Genomic DNA, 18,316 nt, shown 5'->3' on the forward strand with positions numbered 1-18,316 from the left:
CCGCCCCTACGGTATCTAAAATTTTCTTATTGTGTAATCGTATACAATGCCAGTTGTCCGATTTGCCCTTTGGCTTGGCGGTCGGCGGACAGCACATAGGCGGCGGTTTCATCTTCCCAGACGGTGAATTGAGAGGTGCCACCTGCACCCAGTACAAACTCTTGGATGGAGCCATTTTCTTGGGTGAAGCAAGTCAGCTCTTGGGTGCCTTGGCGCCAGCCTGCAATGAGACGGTCTTTGCCCAACAGTTTGCCACCCCACAGTCCGTGACCAAATTGGATGTCTTTGGAGAACATCTCCGTCCATTGACCCTCTACTTCTTTGTAAATCACCAGGCGGTGACCATGGAAGCCTTCAATCATGGCGATTTCATCTTGCCCATCGCCGTCAATATCCACGGTGCAGGCCTCGCTGGTTTCTGTGGGAATGAGGCAAGTCACGTCCCATTCATCTTCAAACTTTTCGGGCAGGGTGACGGCAAAAATACCTTCAATGCCAGTAATCATAATGGTGGGTTTGCCGTTTAGGGTGGTGGTGACAAAGCCGTGGTTTTTGGTGATGCCTTTGCGGATGATTTTCAATTCCATAGGCTGACGGGGGTCAGCGTTCAGCTTGCCCACCATAATTTCACCGGGTTGGCTCCAATCGTCTTTGTTTTCCTTCCATTTGGCAAGAGTCGCCCCCACAAACACCTGCTCACCACCCACGTTCACCACGTCGAATCGGTGGAGATAGGGAATGGTTTGCACAGGGGTAATCACATAGCCAGCTTCGGTGTGGGTGCCGTGTACCAACATACACTCGGGCCCGTGGAAAATGGGGAAGAATTGCTCATTGGCATAAAAATCGCCATTATCACCGATTTGGCACAGGGTCATGGTGCCACCGGGGCCATCCCAAACGGTTTCGTTGGTGCCATCCACCGCATCAATGGCGATGCAGCTGCCTTGGGCTTCGGCGGCGGCAAAATATTTGCTAGGCTTGCCGTCTTTCATGATGACGCATTGGCCATACAGCTTTTCGAATTCTGCAAACACTTGTTTTGTGACGTTCATAAGGGTTCTCCTTTTTGTAGTTCGGTTAAAATGATACCGATTGTAGGGGCGACCTGTGGTCGCCCGCAGGATAGCGTTTTGTACACCCCAAGCTGATAAGTCCTCTGACCTCTTTTGCTGAAACAGAACAGCCCTTGATATTCTTGGGCTGTTGCTGTGGTGTTCAGGTTTCTCGCTACGTCTGGGGCATCTGCAAGCACGGGCGACCACAGGTCGCCCCTACCCTTCTCGAAAAAACTCAATCCTTGGTTTCTTCTGCTTGGAAACTTTGCAATACATCGTCGATGTGGGTGTACATGGCATCGGCAGCGGCCACTTGGTCGTGGCTTTCAATGGCGGTGAAAATCTCATTGTGGAAGGCGGTGGTGTTGGAGATTTTTCGTTGATCTTTGGTGTAGCCACGTTGGTGCAGTTCCACCGTGCGGTAAATGGTTTCGATGAACCGCATGAAAATATCGTTGTGGGACGCCTGCGCAATGGCCAGATGGAACAAGCGGTCATATTCGTACCGCTCCTCTTGGTCAGTGGTACGCTCACGGCGCTCTTTATAGTCTTTGATTTTGGCGATTTCGTCATCTGTGGCGTTTTTGGCACACAGCTTTGCCGATTCTGTCTCCATAATCTTACGGATTTCCAGCATCTCCAAAATGGGGTCACTGGCTAGTAAGGAGAAATTGTAGAAGGTTTCCACAATCATATTGGGGTCGTATTCGTTGACGAAGGAACCCTCCCCATGACGGGTGACAATCAACCCTTTTGCCGACAAATACCGCAGGGCTTCTCGCAAAGAAATCCGAGACACCCCATATTCTTCTGCCATGTCTTTTTCATTTGGCAACTTGTCGCCAGGCACCAATTCCTTGTTGCGGATTTTGGTGATGATTTCCTCCACACAGCTATCGCAGACATTTTTACGTTGAATCATGGATAGTCCTCCAACCTCTTAACTCTTATCACCGATTAGTATACATCAATGTGCCATAAAAGTAAATATTAATATGCTCCATATTTTTCCACAGTTTCCCAAATGGCCCAGAATTTTTCTACGTCCATGCCTTTTTGGAAGTTGTGTACCTGTGAAAATACAAATCCACCACCGGGCGCCAAGATATCCATTTGACGGCGCACTTCATCACGCACCCCTTGGACAGTGGCTTCTTTGAACACGCTTTGGGTGTCGATGCCGCCGCCCCAGAAAGAGATTTTGTCGCCGTATTTGCGTTTCACTGTGGCGGTGTCCATGCCTTGGCAGGTGTATTGAATGGGATTTAGAATGTCGATTCCAATGTCCACCAAGTCTGGCAAGACAGGGTCAATGGCACCATCGCTATGGAAAAAGATTTTTACGTCATTTTTGGCATTGCTTTTGATAAAGTCAATGAGTTTTTTGTGAAAGGGTTTCACCAGCTCACGATAGCAGTCTGCACCAATGAGCAAACTGGATTGACTGCCTAAGTCGTCGCTGAGTCGGACAATCAAGGGGTAGTCAGAGAGCTCTGTCAGCACCCGCTTATAGTAGGCTTCCATTTGTTCTTCTGTTTGCGCCATCATGTAGGTTGCCATCTCTGGCTCGATGAGCAAATCGGTGAAAAAGTTTTCATACCCACGGACACGGGTTTGGGAGTGGAAGATTTCCACCATGGGGTTTTCGATAAACAGGGCATAGCCCGCGTCGTGATAGGCTTTGGCTTTTTCTTTCATGCCCACAAACTTGGCATCGTTGTCTAAGGTGGGGTATGGATAGGCCTTCAATTCCTCCCATTCCAGCTCTTCTTGAGGCAGAGGGCATTCTACCACGCTGTAATACAGCTCGCCGTCTAGCCCTTTTTTCCAAGTGGCACCCCATTCATCTAGGATGTAATGGGCGTTGTCTTGGTGCCACTGCTTCACAGCCCAGTGGCCTTCACCTAACTTATTAGGCCATACACCACGGACGTCAGAGCCGATTTTTTGCAAGACTTCTTCGGCAATTTCTGCTGTGCCAGAGCGTTGGAAATTCATCTTCCCCACAGGCAACCCCATGGGTAGCGCAATGGATTTATAAGCTTCTTGGTGCATCCCAGTGATGTGGGTGGAGGCAAAATCCACAGGGATGCGGTCAGGTTCTTGATGGTTTAAGGTCGTCCATACCCGTTCGCGTGGTAACATCTCAGACACCTGCTTTCTTTTTTTCTTTGCGGATATCAAGTGCGGTGAGCACAATGGGTGCCAGTACAGCTAGAATCACAAACAAAGTGCCGATGGACACTTGGCTCATACAGCCAGCAAAGTCACTGTAGTAAATAATGGAGCGGCGCAGGTTTTCCTCCACGATGCTGCCCAGCACAAAGGCCAGCACAAAGGGAGACAGGGGATAGCCGTTTTTCTCCAGCACATAGCCCACGATGGCGAAGAACATCAAATACATCAAGTCAAAAATGCTGTTGTTGATGCTGATGGCACCGATGGCGCAGAACACGCAAACAATGGGGAAGAGCAGGTATTTTGGGATGGAAATAATTTTCGCCATAAAGCGAATGGTTGTGATTTGGAACAGGAACATAAAAATGTTTGCCACAAACACGATGAAAATAATGGTTTTGAAAATCACGGGTTGTTGCATCGACAGCAAGGGGCCGGGGGTGATGCCTTGCAGGGCAATGGCACCCATGATGATGGCAGTCACGGTGTCACCGGGGACACCCAGTGCCAGCATGGGCACCAAGGCACCGCCCGTGGTGGCATTGTTGGCGCTTTCACAGGAATAGAGGCCTGCGTCAAAGCCAGTGCCGAATTTTTCTGGGGTTTTGGAGGTGCGCTTGGCTTGTTCATAGGAAATCAAACCTGCGGCACCGCCGCCCATACCAGGGAGAATACCAATGGCGGTGCCCAAGACACTGCCTTGGAGCATAACGCCTAAGTTTTTCTTGATGGAGGAGCGAGAGGGTACGTAGAACCAGCGTTTTTCCACTTTGGAGGGCACAGCTTTTTCAGCAATACCACCCAGAGAGTGCAACACTTCTGGCAAGGCAAAGATACCGATGATCACCACCACCAGTTCAAAGCCACTTTCCAAACTGGAAATCCCCAAGGTGTAGCGTGCGGCCACCCCATCCACAGGGCTCATGCCCACCATGGTCAACAGGACGCCGATGGTCATGGCGATAAAGGCTTTGAGCCGTTTGCCGCTCATCATGCTACACACCAGAGACAACGACAGCAATGCGGTACCAAAATATTCCCATGGGCCAAAGCCCACTGCCATTTGTGCCAGCAAGGGCGCCAATAGCATCAAGAAAATAGCACTGAAAATACCGCCAAACACAGAGGCGAAAGCGCCGATGGACAACGCTTCTGTGGCACGCCCTTGTAAGGTCATGGGATAGCCGTCAAACGTAGTGGCCACCGAAGCGGCTGTGCCGGGGATTTTCAGCAAAATGGCAGACACCAAGCCGCCCGTGACACTGCCCATGTAAATGCCCATAATCAAGCACATAGAGGGGATGATGTCCAGAGAGAAGGTGACAGGCAGAATCAGCGCCACCGCAATGGGGCCATTCAAACCGGGGATACAGCCAAACACGTTGCCGATGACAACACCAATTAAAATAAGTAGTAAACAAGAGGGGACTAACACACTTTGGAGAATTTCAGCTAATTCCATTTCTCATTCCTCCTTAAAAATTCAGTAAGCCACTTGGCAAAATCACGTTGAAGTAATTGGTGAAGATGTAGTACATCGCCACCACGCAGACGGTTTGGCAGGCAATGACAGACACGGCGCGACCTTTGCTCATCATGGTGCCCATTTGTAGCTTATACAAAAAGGGCACTGCCACGGCTAGAAACAGGCTACTGCCGATGACAAAGCCAAGGGTGGTCATGGTCAAAGAATACACCAAAAACAGCAAGAAAAACACAAGGCGACGGCCTTGGAATATTTCTAAGAACACAAACTTCGTTTCCCGTTGTTTCTTATCTTTTAGAATCACCACACAGCGTGCCACCAGTAAAATCAGCAAAAAGGGAATCACCAGTTGTGGAAACAGCCCTGCACCGCCAGATTTGTCGATGATGCTCACGGGAAAGCTAAAGGATGTGAAAAACATTGCGATGCTTAAAATGGCGATAGTGCCCAGAAAAATAAGTTCTCCCATAAATTTCTCCTCTTATTTATAAGGCTGAGCGAACCGTGGATGGTTCGCTCAGCGCAAGTTCTATTACTCGAGAACCATCAAGGCTGCTTCTTCAAAGGCTGCATAGTAGTCCACCATGTCTTGGGTGTATTGTTCTGTGGTGGCATACTTGGGGGCGAAGTTGATTTGTGCCAAATCGGCAATACAGTCGGGGTTTTCAGAGGCCAGTTGAATCAGATTGTTGATGTATTCCACGGCTTCAGTGGGGGTGCCAGCAGGGGCCCACACGCCGAAGTCTTGCTTGAGGTAGCCATAGTTTTCAAAGCCTAGTTCTTCAAAGGTGGGGATGTCTTCGTAGCCTGCTTGCTTTTCAGAGCCGATGATGCCCAAGCAACGGAAGTCGCCACTGTCGATGTATTGCTTCAAAGAACCGAAGCCATCGATATAGCCATCGATACGACCACTTAGCAGTTCAGGGGCTTTGGAGTTACTGGAAAGGTCAACTTTATTGAATTCAACCCCAGTTTCTTCTTCAATTTGCAACACGCCAAACAAAGGCAAGGTGCCAGAAACAGAGCCGAATTTAATTTCGCCAGGGGCGGCAGCGGCAGCGGCGATAAAATCATCCATGGTTTCATAGGGGGAGTCAGCGGAGACCACAACTGCCATGGTAGAGTCGATGAGGTAACCGATGGGTTCGGCATCTTCATAGGTGAAGTCAGCCAAGCCTAAACCGTATTGCATGATAAAACCAGCAGAGTGGAGCATGATGGTGGTGCCATCGGGATCAGCGTCCATGCCTTCCATAAAGCCAGTGCGTCCGCTAGAACCAGTGATGTTGGTGACGGAGATTTCCACGTCACTGTATTCATTCATGTATTGCACCATCACGCGGGCAGGAATGTCAGAGTTACCGCCAGCTTCGTAAGGGACAATAAAGGTGATGTCTTCGGTGGGAGTCCAACCGCTTTCGGTGGTGGATTCTGTGGTGGTAGCGGCTGCGGTGGTTTCAGTGGTTGTGGTGGTTGTGGTGGTTTCGGTGGTTGTGGTGGTGGAGCTGGAACAGCCAGTGCTCAGCAGCATGAGGCCAGCCAATAGTGTTGCGAGAATAGATTTACGCATAGTTAAGTCCTCCTAAAATTTTTGTGGTGTTGTAACACCTGAATTTAATGATAAGTGCTCTTGTGATAAGTGCTCATGTAATAAGTCCTCTTATCTCTTGGGGTAAGAATAACACATTGCACGAAAGAATGCAATGTGTTATTGGAAAATTTATACACAAAAAACAATGGAGATTTTTGTGCAATTTATTAGAGTGTCCGTTTTAACTTGGTGATAAAGTACCGTGCCTGTTGTGGATTTGCCACATATTTTTGATGGATTAACGCCTCTACCATGGGGCAGGTGATGACACCTGTGTCTTTGGACTGGGTTTTCAGGAATTGTTTGCCACTTTGGATTTGATCGTCGGACATCATGCCTGCCAAGGCGATGAATAGAGTGATGGCTTCTTGTTCCCAGATGGCGCCAGACAACAGTCCTTTTTCCACTGTATTTTGTGCAGTACGCATCTCTTGCACATCTTGTGCGGTGTAGGTTTTGCCACGTTCCAAACCCACACGGACGTATTGCTCAGCAGGGGCATCGCTGTCTTCCATGGCTTGGAGGAGCTTGTTCATCATGTCCGCTTCCTTGGTAGGGTCATCCACAGGATACAGTTGGTCTGAATCGGTGTTCAAGTCCCACAGCAGGTGTCCATATTGGAAGGAGTTACAGAAAATAGGGGCACCCATTTTGGTTTCGGCAGGGATTTTCAACGTTTTGAGTCCCTTGGTGAAGCCAAAGGGTTCCACCAACTCCGCTTGTGCCAATCGCTTGGCACCCATGAGACCAGAACGGGTGGTGGGCATCAAGGTATACTCAAAGGAAGGCTTGTTTTCAATGGTTTGGGAAGCGCGCATATACACGTGACCATCGTTATCCACCATATTAATAAAGGAACCATGGTAACCAAACAGCCCTACATCACGGATGGGGGTGTCGTTTTCCACCACAGGGGTCAAGGGCTTGCCTTGCATTTCAGTGGGGATGGGCAGACCGAAGAAGTCTAGCAACGTGGGGGGGATGTCGATGGTTTGCGCCAGAGATTGACGGCGGCCAGTGGCCTTGTTTCGTGGGTCCCAGATGTAAAATGGCAAGTTGGAAATTTCATTGTAGCAAGGCATGACGGACTTGGCCCACCAGTCTTTTTCACCCACCATCAAGCCATGGTCAGCGTTTAAAATCAGCATGGTGTCGTCCCACATATTATGGGCATCCATAAAGTCTAGCACACGACCCAAACTGCGGTCGCACATGGTAATCAGCGACTTGTACAGGGCTTGTCCGTGGTCAACCACGGCTTGATCTTCCATCACCACGCCATAGGACGGTGAGTTAAAGAAGTCGCCTGTGTAGTCTCCGTCTTTTTCGTACAGGTGGCGGAATTCATCGGGCATATCAAAAGGCTCATGGGGGTCAAAGGTTTCGATTTGCAAGAACCAATTGTCTTGGTCAGCGTTATTTTCTAAGAACTCCATACCCCCATTAAAGGTAGCGATTTGAGGATAACAGCCTTCTTTTTCGATTTTATTGTGATTGTTCCAATAATCTTTCCACCAGATGGGGTGGGTGTATTCGCGCATGGTGGGGACGTGCTCTGGAATCTCTGGGGCGGCTACTTTGCCCACCCATGAGTCAGCCGCTTGTCCACGACAGCATTCCCATGTGTTGTAACGCTTGTGATAGGTGGAACCGCCATCATCCCAATAGTGGATGTGGTCGCTGACCAGATGGGTGTACACGCCGCTCTTTTTCAACAGCTCTGGCATGGACACGTCAAAGGGTTCGATGGGGCCCCAAGTGCGGTGCAAAAAGTTATACCGCCCCGTGTGCAATTCGCGGCGCACAGGCATACAAGGCAAGCTACCCACAAAAAAGTTGTCAAAGGTCACTGCTTTTTCGCTGAGGCGCTGAAAATTGGGGGTAATCATATCCATGTCGGTGTAGGGAGGGAGCATTCTGCGGCTCAAGGAGTCGAACATCAGCATAATGGCTTTCATGGCAAGGTTTCCTTTCTAGGTTGGCATCAGTGCTTTTCAAATGCCAAGTTGTAAGTCCTCTTATCTCTTGTTTCTAAGAATAGCACACACCTCATAGAAATGCAATCCCAAAAGATTCGCCGATTTGTAAAAAAATAACGTTCAAACTTGGGCAACTTTACCAATTTCAGCCGTTGCGGCACGGGAGAGGGGTCTGCAGAGTCTGGTGCATCATATGGTCTATGGTTCGGCGCATACGGGGACGCATTGGCCACTGATTAGAGAGACAAGGATATGAAAAACCGCAGGTAGTTCACCAGTTTTTTTTCGCTACCATAATCTACAAAAAAAGCGCTGTATAAAAGCCCGTTCCAAAGGGAAGGGGGTGCAGGGCTGACCTCGTGCAAGCGATGCTAAACGGGAGTATAAAAAGTGGCTCGCCACTTTTTATACTCCCGTTTTTGTGTCTATAGAAGGTTATTGCAAATTGGTGTAACCCATGAGATATTCATCTACCTCAGCGGCGGCGGCACGGCCTTCGGCAATGGCCCACACCACAAGGGAGGCGCCGCGGCGCATATCGCCAGCGGTGAACACACCGTCTACATTGGTGGCGTAGCCATCTTGTTGGGTGGAGACGGTTCTCTCCGCATCCACGCCAAAGGCGGCGCAGACGTCAGATTTACAACCGCTAAAACCAGTGGCGGCAATGAGCAAATCGCAAGGCAGGGTATCGCCTAAGGTGGTGACCACAGCGGTCAATTTGCCGGCGTCATTGGTGACGACAGAGGCCACCTCCACGCCAAATTGTCGTGGGTCTTGTCCCAGCGCCGCATGGGCTTCTTCTTGGGCGTAGTCCATGGGGAGGTTGCCTTGGCAGTCGGTGTAATCACCTTTGCCGCGGCGCACCAGTTGGGTGACAGATTTGGCACCTTGGCGCAGGGCGGTGGCAACACAGTCGCTGGCGGTGTCGCCAGTGCCGATGATGACCACTTGCTTGCCTTGGGCAGTGGTAATGGCAGGATTTAGCCCAAATTGGGCACGTTCTACGGCGGATTTTAGATAGTGGGTGCCATAGTAGAATCCATCCACACCAGTGGTATCTACAGTTAGGGTGCGAGGCTCTTCTGCCCCACAGCACAGTACCACGGCATCATAGTCACTGAGCAGTCGCTTGGCCAAAATAGGATCAGCGGCATTGGCGTTGGTGACGAAGGTCACCCCTTCTTTGTTCATATGGTCAATGCGGCGCTTGACAACAGACTTTGGCAGCTTCATGTTGGGGATGCCATAGGTCAAAAGTCCGCCAGCCACAGCATCACGCTCAATGACAGTGACGTGGTGACCACGATGGTTCAATCGGTCAGCCACGGCAAGGCCAGCAGGGCCAGAGCCAATGACAGCCACTTGCTTGCCAGAATAGTGGGGAGGGCAACGCAGGCGCAAACCCTTCGCGAAGGCATCTTCAATGATGGATAATTCGTTTTCGCGTACGGTGACAGACTCACCGTACATACCACAGATACAAGCTTGCTCACAAAGAGCAGGACAGACGCGGCCTGTGAATTCGGGGAAGTTGTTGGTTTTCAGCAGGCGAGCCAATGCGTGGGATGGGTTTTGGGCATGAATCATATCGTTCCATTCAGGAATGAGATTGTGGAGGGGACAGCCAAAGGTTTTGCCCTCCCATTCCATGCCAGTTTGACAAAAGGGCACGCCACAGCTCATACAACGGCTGCCTTGGAGGGCGCGTTGTTCCTTGGGTAGGGGTAGGTGGAATTCGTCCCAATCGCAAAGGCGGTCAAGTGGGGCTCGGGTGGTGGTGTTCATACGGGTATAGTCTAAAAATCCAGTTGCTTTTCCCATGATTAGTGACCTCCTTCCTTGGTGTTGGCATAAAATGCTTCGATTTCCGCTTGTTCACGGCTCATGCCACGCTCTTGGAGCTGGGCAATGGAGCGGAGCATACGGTCATAATCACGAGGCATAATCTTTTTGAAATAGGGAATGTAGGACAGGAATGCGGCCAAAATGGCTTTGCCCTTGGGGGAGCCAGTGGTGGCTACGTGCTGTTCAATCATTTCGCGGAGCTCTTGAATGTCATGGGCTTCGCTGATGGTGTCGATGACCACTTGCTCTTTGTTGAGACGGGTGTACAAATCGTGGTTTTCGTCCAGCACGTAGGCGATACCGCCAGACATACCAGCGGCAAAGTTTTTGCCAGTTGACCCCAAAATGGCCACACGACCGCCAGTCATGTATTCACAGCCGTGGTCGCCAACCCCTTCTACAACTGCTATTGCACCAGAGTTGCGGACACAGAATCGTTCCCCAGCCATGCCGTTGATAAAGGCCTTACCGCCAGTGGCACCATAGAGAGCCACGTTGCCCAGAATGATGTTATCTTCTGGGGCGAAGGGACTATTTTTAGGTGGGTAGAGCACCAGTTTACCGCCAGATAAGCCCTTGCCCATGCCGTCGTTACAATCTCCTTCTAGCGCCAAAGTCAAGCCATTTGGAATGAAGGCGCCAAAGGATTGACCGCCACCGCCATGGCAGGTGATGACATAGCTGTCGTCAGGCAAAGAATTACCGCATTGACGGGTGATTTCCGAGCCGAAAATGGTGCCGAAGCTACGGTCGGTAGAGGTGACAGAAATGTCTAGCTTGCCAGTTTTCTTGGATTTCAAGCTCTTGCCCAACTTTTCAAGGAGCACCTTCATGTCTAGGGTGTTTTCCAGTTGGAAGTCGTAGGCTGTTTCAGGCAGGAAGTGAGGCACGGTGTCGCTTTGGGGTTGATACAAAATGGAGGAGAAGTCCACAGTGCCAGCGCGGTGGGTGATGGGGGTGTCTAGCACTTTGAGCAAATCGCTACGCCCCACCAGTTCTTCAATGGTGGCCACCCCCACGGCGGCCATGCACTCACGCAACTCCATGGCTACGAAGTTCATGAAGTTCATAATGTATTCAGGCTTACCAGCAAAGCGCTTGCGCAGTTGTGGGTTTTGGGTAGCGATGCCAGCAGGACAGGTATCCAGATTACAAACACGCATCATCAAACAGCCCATTACCACCAAAGGTGCGGTGGCAAAGCCAAATTCTTCAGCGCCAAGCATACAGGCGAAGGCCACGTCACGACCAGTCATCAGCTTGCCATCGGCTTCGATGATGACTTGGTTTCGTAGTCCGTTTTGAATGAGGGTTTGGTGGGCTTCTGCCACACCCAGTTCCCAAGGCAGACCAGCGCCGTGGATGGAGCTACGGGGGGCGGCACCTGTGCCACCGTCATAACCAGAAATCAGCACCACTTGGGCACCTGCTTTGGCAACGCCAGCGGCAATGGTACCCACCCCAGCTTCCGACACCAGCTTCACGCTGATACGGGCATTGCGGTTGGCGGTTTTCATGTCGTAAATCAGCTGTGCCAAGTCCTCGATGGAGTAGATGTCATGGTGAGGAGGGGGAGAAATCAGCGTCACACCAGGGGTGGAGCAACGGGTTTTGGCAATCCAAGGATAGACTTTCTTGCCGGGCAGGTGACCACCTTCGCCGGGCTTGGCCCCTTGTGCCATTTTAATTTGAATTTCCTCGGCACTGTTTAAATATTTGCTGGTGACACCGAAACGACCAGAGGCCACTTGTTTGATGGCAGAGCAGGCTTCGCTAGAGAAGCGTTCTTCAGACTCGCCACCTTCCCCAGAGTTGGATTTACCGCCCAAACGGTTCATGGCGATGGCCATGCAGGCATGGGCTTCTTCAGAGAGAGAGCCATAGCTCATGGCACCTGTTTTAAACCGCTTGACAATGGACTCCACAGACTCCACTTGGTCTAAGGGGATGGATTTTTCGGGGTCGATATTCAGTTCCAGCAAACCCCGTAAGGTGTGGGGCTTGTGGGGGCGGTCAACCAGTTTGGTGTATTGCTTAAAGAGGCTGTAATCCCCTTCACGGGTGGCTTTTTGCAACATCAAAATGGTTTTGGGGTTGTACATATGGTCTTCTTTATCAGCGCCAGAGCGGAGTTCTTGGGCACCCACGCTGTTGAGGGTGGTATCATAGCCCAAGCCCAAGGGGTCGAAGGCTTGGTTGTGGTTCCATTCCACCCCTTCGCCAATTTCTGTTAAGCCAACACCGCCTACACGGCTGATGGTGTTGGTGAAATACTTGTCGATGACAGAGCGATTGATGCCCACGCACTCAAAAATCTGAGCAGATTGGTAAGAGTGGATGGTAGAGATGCCCATTTTGGAGGCGATTTTCACAATGCCGTGCAAAATGGCGCTGTTATAATCGTGGATGGCGGCATTGGGGTCTTTGTCTAGCATCCCTTCGGCAATCATTTCTTCCACACATTCTTGTGCCAAATAGGGGTTGATGGCTTGTGCGCCATAGCCCAGCAAGGTGGCAAAATGATGGATGTCACGGGGTTCGGCACTTTCCAAAATCAAGGACAAAGCGGTTCGCTTTTTGGTGCGCACCAAATATTGTTGCAGGGCAGACACAGCCAGCAAAGAGGGGATGGCTACGTGGTTTTCATCCACGCCACGGTCAGAGAGAATGACGATGTTGGCACCGTTGCGATAGGCTCTATCACAGAGTACAAACAGTTTTTCCACAGCGTATTCCAAGGGTGTGGATTTATAGTAGAGTAAAGATACGGTTTCCACACGGAAGCCGGGCTTGTTCATGTGGCGGATTTTCATCATGTCCACAGAGGTTAAAATGGGGTTTTGAATTTCCAAAACAGCGCAGTTTTGGGGCTTTTCTTGCAAGAGATTCCCAGAAGAACCCACATACACTGTGGTATCGGTGACGATTTCTTCGCGGATGGCGTCGATGGGGGGATTGGTCACCTGAGCAAAGAGTTGCTTGAAGTAATTGAACAGAGGGTGGTGACGCTCGCTGAGGACAGCCAAGGGGGTGTCAGCACCCATGGCAGAGGTGGGTTCGCCACCATCACGCGCCATAGGCAGGATGGAGTCTTTGATTTCTTCATAGGTGTAACCGAAGGCCTTGTACAGACGGTCACGCTGGGCTTGTGTGTGGGATTCCACACGGAGGTTGGGGATGGACAGGTTTTTCAAATGCACCAAATGGGCATCCAGCCATTCGCCGTAAGGTTGCTTGCTGGCGTATTGGCGCTTCAAGGCATCGTCATCCACCAGTTGGCCTGCCACGGTGTCTACCATCAGCATTTTCCCTGGTTGAAGACGGGATTTTTTTACAATTTTGCTGGGGTCTAAGTCTAGAACACCCACTTCAGAAGATAAAATCAAGGTGTTGTCGCTGGTGAGATACCAACGGCAGGGGCGCAAACCGTTGCGGTCGAGGACAGCGCCCATGGTGTCACCGTCGCAGAACACAATGGCGGCAGGGCCGTCCCATGGTTCCATCATGGTGGCGTAATAATGGTAGAAATCTCGCTTGGTACGAGAGAATTTCCGTTGGTTTACCCATGGTTCGGGGATGGTCATCATGACAGCTTGGGGCAGGGGAATGCCGTTCATGGTCAAAAATTCCAAGGTGTTGTCCAGCATGGACGAGTCAGAGCCATTTTGGTCAACCACAGGTAAAATCTTATCGAAATCTTCGTCCATGACAGCGGAGGTCATGGTTTCTTCCCGTGCCATCATACGGTCAACATTGCCGCGGATGGTGTTGATTTCACCGTTGTGGAGGATGTAGCGGTTGGGGTGGGCCCGTTCCCAACTGGGGTTGGTGTTGGTGGAGAAACGGGAGTGAACCATAGCCATGGCAGACTTACAGTTGGGGTTTTGCAAATCGGCATAGAAAGAGCGCAATTGTTCCACCAAGAACATCCCCTTGTAGACGATGGTACGGCAGGAGAAAGAAGGAATGTAGGTGTTGGCATTGGATTGCTCAAAGACGCGACGGGCGATATAGAGCTTGCGGTCAAAGGCCAAGTCGCTTTCGCAGTCTATAGGACGGCGAACAAAACATTGGTAAATACAGGGCATTTGTTCCAGTGCTTTGCGCCCCAAAACCTCAGGACAGATGGGCACTTTTCGCCAACCCATAAAGCGCATGCCTTCTTTGGAGACGATAATCTCTAGCATTTTCATGGCTTGGGCGCGCTTCAAATCGTTTTGGGGGAAGAAGAACATCCCTACGCCGTAAGAGCGCTTTTCGCCTAGGGTGATACCGTTTTCTGCGGCGGCTTGTACCATCAAATCATGGGGCACTTGGAGCATTAAGCCCACGCCGTCGCCCGTTTCACCAGCGGCATCTTTACCAGCGCGGTGTTCTAGCTTTTCTACAATTTTCAGGGCATCGTCTACCGTTTGATAGGTTTGGGTGCCATCTACTTGCACCACAGCACCAATCCCACAAGCGTCATGCTCGAAGGACGGGTGGTATAGCCCTGTGTAAGGTTGTTGATAAGGTTCCATAGGATTCTCCTTTTGTTTTGGGATAAGGGGTATTGCGATTGGGTCGGGAGGGGTAGAACCCCTCCCCTACAATGGGATGAACGTGAATCAATAAAATGCGTCGCAGACACAACACCTATTACTTATTCACTATTACTTTTTACTTTATATTATGCGCTCAGCACTGACTTGGCTGTCTCCACAAGGGGACGGCCTGCATCCATGCTGGTTTTTTGTAAGTAGCGGTGGGCTTCTTCTTCACTCATGCCTAAGGATTCCATCAATCGCTCTTTGGCGCTGGAGATGGTTTGCTTGTCAGCATCCCCACGGCGTGGGGTGGCATGGCGGAGGGTTTGGGATTCTAGCTGGTGCAATATATTCACACTGGCATGGAAATCTCCACGCACCACCGGTGTGGGTAGGCGGAAAATATTTTCTCCTTGGCAATAGGTTAGATTCAGCGGAGCAGACACACACAGCACCACAGCGGAGCCAAGCAAGCGTTGTGCCAAGTCGTTGGCGGTCATGTCTTTGAGCTTGAAGCCACAGATTACAATGCCACTGCCTTGTTTGCGTATGGCGCGAATGACTTCTGCTCCCGTGGCGAATTGGCCTGCCACACGGCTGCCGCCAGATTCTAACAGTTTGCTCATTTTTAGTTGGGCTTCTGGTGTGGTGAATGCCACAACAATCCGATTCATAGGTGTCCTCCTTCCCTAAAATAGAGGGGTGTAGGCATTAGAAACTAACGAGGTATTGATCCAGTTCCCATTGAGACACTTGGGAACGATAGGCTTCCCATTCGCGGCGCTTGCCAGCGATGTATTGCTCGGTGATGTGGGTGCCCAAGGCATCTTGCACCACTTGGTCTTGGGTTAAGGCGGTGAGTGCGCCATCTAAAGTGGCAGGCAGTTTGTCGATGTGGCGGTCTTTGAGTTGTTGGGGGGTGAAGGAATAGACATTTTCATTGATTTCTTCTGGGAGGGAGAGTTGTTGTTCGATGCCGTCTAGCCCTGCCGCCAAACATACGGCCAAAGTGAGGTATGGGTTGCAAGCAGGGTCAGGACTGCGCAGTTCCACACGGGTGGCATTGCCACGAGGTGTGGGGATGCGCACCAAGGCGGAACGGTTGCCAGCCGACCATGCCAAATAACAAGGGGCTTCATAGCCGGGGACAAGCCGTTTGTAGGAGTTGACCAGTGGGTTGGTGATGGCGGTAAAACCTTGGACATGAGCCAGCAAACCGGCAATGAAGTGGCGCGCCAGTTGGGAAATACCCATGGGGTCAGATTCATCGTAGAATGCGTTTTTACCGTCATGGAATAGTGACATATTCACGTGCATCCCAGAGCCAGCTTCTCCAGCCACAGGCTTGGGCATAAAGGTGGCGTGGAGGCCGTTCATCTGGGCAATGGTTTTCACTGCCAGCTTAAAGGTCATAATATTGTCGGCGGCGGTGAGGGCTTCGGCATACTTGAAATCGATTTCGTGTTGCCCCTTGGCCACTTCATGGTGAGAGGCTTCAATTTCAAAGCCCATCTCCTCTAGGTTTAAGCAGATTTCACGGCGGGTAGATTCCCCTTGGTCAAGAGGACCCAAATCAAAATAACCAGCGTTGTCGGTGGTTTGGTTGGTGGGTTTGCCGTGGTCGTCGGTTTGGAACAGGAAGAATTCACATTCAGGCCCAGCGTAGAAGGTGAAACCCATGTCGCTGGCTCGTTTGAGTTGGGTTTTGAGTACCTGACGTGGGTCGCCCACAAAGGGGAGCCCGTCGGGATTATACACGTCGCAAATCAGACGTGCCACACGACCATATTGAGGCCGCCATGGCAAAATGGCGAAGGTGGATAAATCGGGGTGCAAATATTGGTCAGATTCTTCGATACGGACAAAGCCTTCAATGGAGCTGCCGTCAATCATAATCTCGCCACGCAGTGCCTTGCCCAGTTGGTCGGCTGTGATGGCCACATTTTTCATTTGACCGAAAATGTCGGTGAATTGCATACGGATAAATTGTACGCCTTCTTCGTCTACCAGACGGATAATATCTTCTTTGGTGAGCGCTACCATAAGGGAGCCTCCTTTCAATGTAGACCGTTTGGAAAAAGTGCTTTCTTTCTTTAAAGTGAAGTGGTATTTGTGTTGTAAAAAAGGGCAGAACAATCCCCTTGCAGGGAGCGCCTTTGCCCACTTATTAGCTTTAGTATAGTAAAAAACAGGAAGTGTGTCAACGATTTTGCCTGTTTTTCAAGGGGGGAATGCCGTATTTCATAGGTTCTCCCAAAGGTGAACCACGGTGTAAAATCACCTTTGTGCAGATTTCCATATGGAAAAACGTCTTTCATGGAAAAACAAAGGGTTTTCTCTGGAAAACAAAAAACGAAGGGAACGGTGTTTGATGAACAGCACCCCTTTTGTTAGACAGTATGATATAATACTACTAACGAAAGGGGTGCATTATTATGTCAAAACGAAAATCACCAACAGTCTATACGGGAGAATTCAAGCAAATGGTCATCGAAACCATGCGCAGTGAACATTTGAGTGTGAATGAAACCGCAAAACAATTCGGCATCACCAGTCATATGTCTATACCAAACTGGGAGCGCATCTACCTAGAAGAAGGAGTAGAAGGACTGTACATCGAGCGACGAGGTCGTGCTTGCGCTACCAGTGGCACGCACAAAGGACGGCCAGTCGGTCTTAAAAAAGAGGTAGAAGAAGATCTCATCGCCGAAGTACAGCGGTTGAGAGCGGAGAATGCCTACCTAAAAAATTTGCAAGCCTTGGTGTTGGACAGAGAGCGACAGCAGCGGAAAAAACCGTAGTTGTCACCAAGCTAAGGCGAGAATTTCCATTGGCTCTCTTGCTAGATATTGCAGAACTTCCTCATGCAACATACTATTATCATGTCAAAAATAGCACAAAAGAGGATAAATACAAGACAATTAAAGAAAAAATTATTCTTATTTTTCAACAAAACAAAAGCGTTGCGGGTACCGAAAAGTCACACTAGAACTGAAAAACAAAGGCTATTGTATCAATCACAAGACTGTTCGCCGTCTTATGAAGGTGTTGGGATTGGTGTGCCGCGTGCGGATGAAGAAGTATCGCTCTTACAAAGGTGAAGTTGGAAAAATCGCAGATAATCTACTAAATAGGAACTTTGAAGCTACGAAACCAAATGAAAAATGGGTCACAGATGTGACGGAATTTCATCTTTTTGGCGAAAAACTCTATCTTTCTCCTATTTTGGATTTGTGTAGCCGAGACATTGTCAGTTATACGCTTTCAGAGCGCCCATTCCTCTCTATGGTTACAGAAATGGCAAGCAAAGCATTTGAAAAAATACCAGATGGGACGCAACTTATCCTCCATTCAGACCAAGGCTGGCACTACCAGCATAAGCAGTACCAGCAGATGCTGCAGGATAAAGGCGTTCGCCAGAGCATGAGTCGAAAAGGCAATTGTCTCGACAATGCCGTGGTTGAGAATTTCTTTGGCATCCTCAAAACAGAACTTCTCTATCTGCAAGAGTTTGACTCCATGGAGCATTTTAAGTCCGAGCTGATTGACTATTTGGGCTACTATAATAATCGTCGTATTAAGGCAAAACTAAAGGGTCTGACACCTGCTATGCACAGATGCCAAACCCTTCAAGCTGCTTGATTTAATTT

12 protein-coding genes and 1 pseudogene are annotated in these 18,316 nt (G+C 50.0%); 2 read left to right on the plus strand and 11 right to left on the minus strand.

Annotated features, from left to right (window positions below):
- Positions 1-26: 26 nt before the first annotated feature.
- The 11 genes from RFF05_RS15840 to glnA form a co-directional block, all read right to left on the minus strand.
- The gene (locus tag RFF05_RS15840) at positions 27-1,055 is read right to left on the minus strand and encodes a hypothetical protein (RefSeq protein WP_409967991.1); all 1,029 of its coding nucleotides are present in this window, start codon (positions 1,053-1,055) and stop codon (positions 27-29) included.
- 238 nt (positions 1,056-1,293) lie between these two features.
- On the minus strand, positions 1,294-1,980 hold the full coding sequence (locus RFF05_RS15845) for a FadR/GntR family transcriptional regulator (protein WP_409967992.1): 687 nt from the start codon (positions 1,978-1,980) through the stop codon (positions 1,294-1,296).
- Positions 1,981-2,048: 68 nt separating this feature from the next.
- Positions 2,049-3,203, minus strand: coding sequence for a uroporphyrinogen decarboxylase family protein (locus tag RFF05_RS15850; protein WP_409967993.1), 1,155 nt, complete (start codon positions 3,201-3,203; stop codon positions 2,049-2,051).
- A gap of 1 nt (position 3,204) precedes the next feature.
- The gene (locus RFF05_RS15855) at positions 3,205-4,698 is read right to left on the minus strand and encodes a tripartite tricarboxylate transporter permease (protein WP_409967994.1); all 1,494 of its coding nucleotides are present in this window, start codon (positions 4,696-4,698) and stop codon (positions 3,205-3,207) included.
- 13 nt (positions 4,699-4,711) lie between these two features.
- On the minus strand, positions 4,712-5,191 hold the full coding sequence (locus tag RFF05_RS15860) for a tripartite tricarboxylate transporter TctB family protein (protein WP_409967995.1): 480 nt from the start codon (positions 5,189-5,191) through the stop codon (positions 4,712-4,714).
- 63 nt (positions 5,192-5,254) lie between these two features.
- On the minus strand, positions 5,255-6,292 hold the full coding sequence (locus tag RFF05_RS15865) for a tripartite tricarboxylate transporter substrate binding protein (protein WP_409967996.1): 1,038 nt from the start codon (positions 6,290-6,292) through the stop codon (positions 5,255-5,257).
- Positions 6,293-6,480: 188 nt separating this feature from the next.
- On the minus strand, positions 6,481-8,271 hold the full coding sequence (locus tag RFF05_RS15870; RefSeq protein ID WP_409967997.1) for a sulfatase: 1,791 nt from the start codon (positions 8,269-8,271) through the stop codon (positions 6,481-6,483).
- 456 nt (positions 8,272-8,727) lie between these two features.
- The gene (locus RFF05_RS15875; RefSeq protein ID WP_409967998.1) at positions 8,728-10,116 is read right to left on the minus strand and encodes a glutamate synthase subunit beta; all 1,389 of its coding nucleotides are present in this window, start codon (positions 10,114-10,116) and stop codon (positions 8,728-8,730) included.
- 2 nt (positions 10,117-10,118) lie between these two features.
- Positions 10,119-14,660: a glutamate synthase large subunit gene (gene gltB / locus RFF05_RS15880; RefSeq protein WP_409967999.1), complete on the minus strand. Its 4,542-nt coding sequence runs from the start codon at positions 14,658-14,660 to the stop codon at positions 10,119-10,121.
- A 149-nt stretch (positions 14,661-14,809) separates the two neighbouring features.
- Entirely contained in the window at positions 14,810-15,340 is a 531-nt protein-coding gene (locus RFF05_RS15885) for an ANTAR domain-containing response regulator (protein ID WP_409968000.1), read from the minus strand.
- Positions 15,341-15,377: 37 nt separating this feature from the next.
- Positions 15,378-16,709: a type I glutamate--ammonia ligase gene (gene glnA / locus RFF05_RS15890; RefSeq protein ID WP_409968001.1), complete on the minus strand. Its 1,332-nt coding sequence runs from the start codon at positions 16,707-16,709 to the stop codon at positions 15,378-15,380.
- Between the two features lie 392 nt (positions 16,710-17,101).
- On the opposite strand from glnA, the gene RFF05_RS15895 reads away from it, so the two are divergent.
- Both RFF05_RS15895 and RFF05_RS15900 read left to right on the plus strand, forming a co-directional pair.
- Positions 17,102-17,467, plus strand: a complete 366-nt coding sequence (locus RFF05_RS15895; RefSeq protein WP_409968002.1) for a transposase — start codon at positions 17,102-17,104, stop codon at positions 17,465-17,467.
- Positions 17,468-17,621: 154 nt separating this feature from the next.
- Positions 17,622-18,308, plus strand: a pseudogene (locus RFF05_RS15900) (IS3 family transposase); the annotation flags it as partial.
- Positions 18,309-18,316 lie beyond the last annotated feature (8 nt).

It is taken from the genome of Bengtsoniella intestinalis, assembly GCF_039719005.1.
GTDB classification, from domain to species: Bacteria; Bacillota; Clostridia; order Oscillospirales; family Oscillospiraceae; genus Oscillibacter; species Oscillibacter intestinalis.

Bases quoted from the DNA above. Each gene is read 5' to 3' on its own strand.
- gltB (WP_409967999.1), bottom strand. From the start codon at position 14,660: ATGGAACCTTATCAACAACCTTACACAGGGCTATACCACCCGTCCTTC.
- RFF05_RS15870 (WP_409967997.1), bottom strand. From the start codon at position 8,271: ATGAAAGCCATTATGCTGATGTTCGACTCCTTGAGCCGCAGAATGCTC.
- RFF05_RS15860 (WP_409967995.1), bottom strand. From the start codon at position 5,191: ATGGGAGAACTTATTTTTCTGGGCACTATCGCCATTTTAAGCATCGCA.
- RFF05_RS15840 (WP_409967991.1), bottom strand. From the start codon at position 1,055: ATGAACGTCACAAAACAAGTGTTTGCAGAATTCGAAAAGCTGTATGGC.
- RFF05_RS15895 (WP_409968002.1), top strand. From the start codon at position 17,102: ATGTCAAAACGAAAATCACCAACAGTCTATACGGGAGAATTCAAGCAA.
- RFF05_RS15865 (WP_409967996.1), bottom strand. From the start codon at position 6,292: ATGCGTAAATCTATTCTCGCAACACTATTGGCTGGCCTCATGCTGCTG.
- RFF05_RS15885 (WP_409968000.1), bottom strand. From the start codon at position 15,340: ATGAATCGGATTGTTGTGGCATTCACCACACCAGAAGCCCAACTAAAA.
- glnA (WP_409968001.1), bottom strand. From the start codon at position 16,709: ATGGTAGCGCTCACCAAAGAAGATATTATCCGTCTGGTAGACGAAGAA.
- RFF05_RS15850 (WP_409967993.1), bottom strand. From the start codon at position 3,203: ATGTTACCACGCGAACGGGTATGGACGACCTTAAACCATCAAGAACCT.
- RFF05_RS15855 (WP_409967994.1), bottom strand. From the start codon at position 4,698: ATGGAATTAGCTGAAATTCTCCAAAGTGTGTTAGTCCCCTCTTGTTTA.
- RFF05_RS15875 (WP_409967998.1), bottom strand. From the start codon at position 10,116: ATGGGAAAAGCAACTGGATTTTTAGACTATACCCGTATGAACACCACC.
- RFF05_RS15845 (WP_409967992.1), bottom strand. From the start codon at position 1,980: ATGATTCAACGTAAAAATGTCTGCGATAGCTGTGTGGAGGAAATCATC.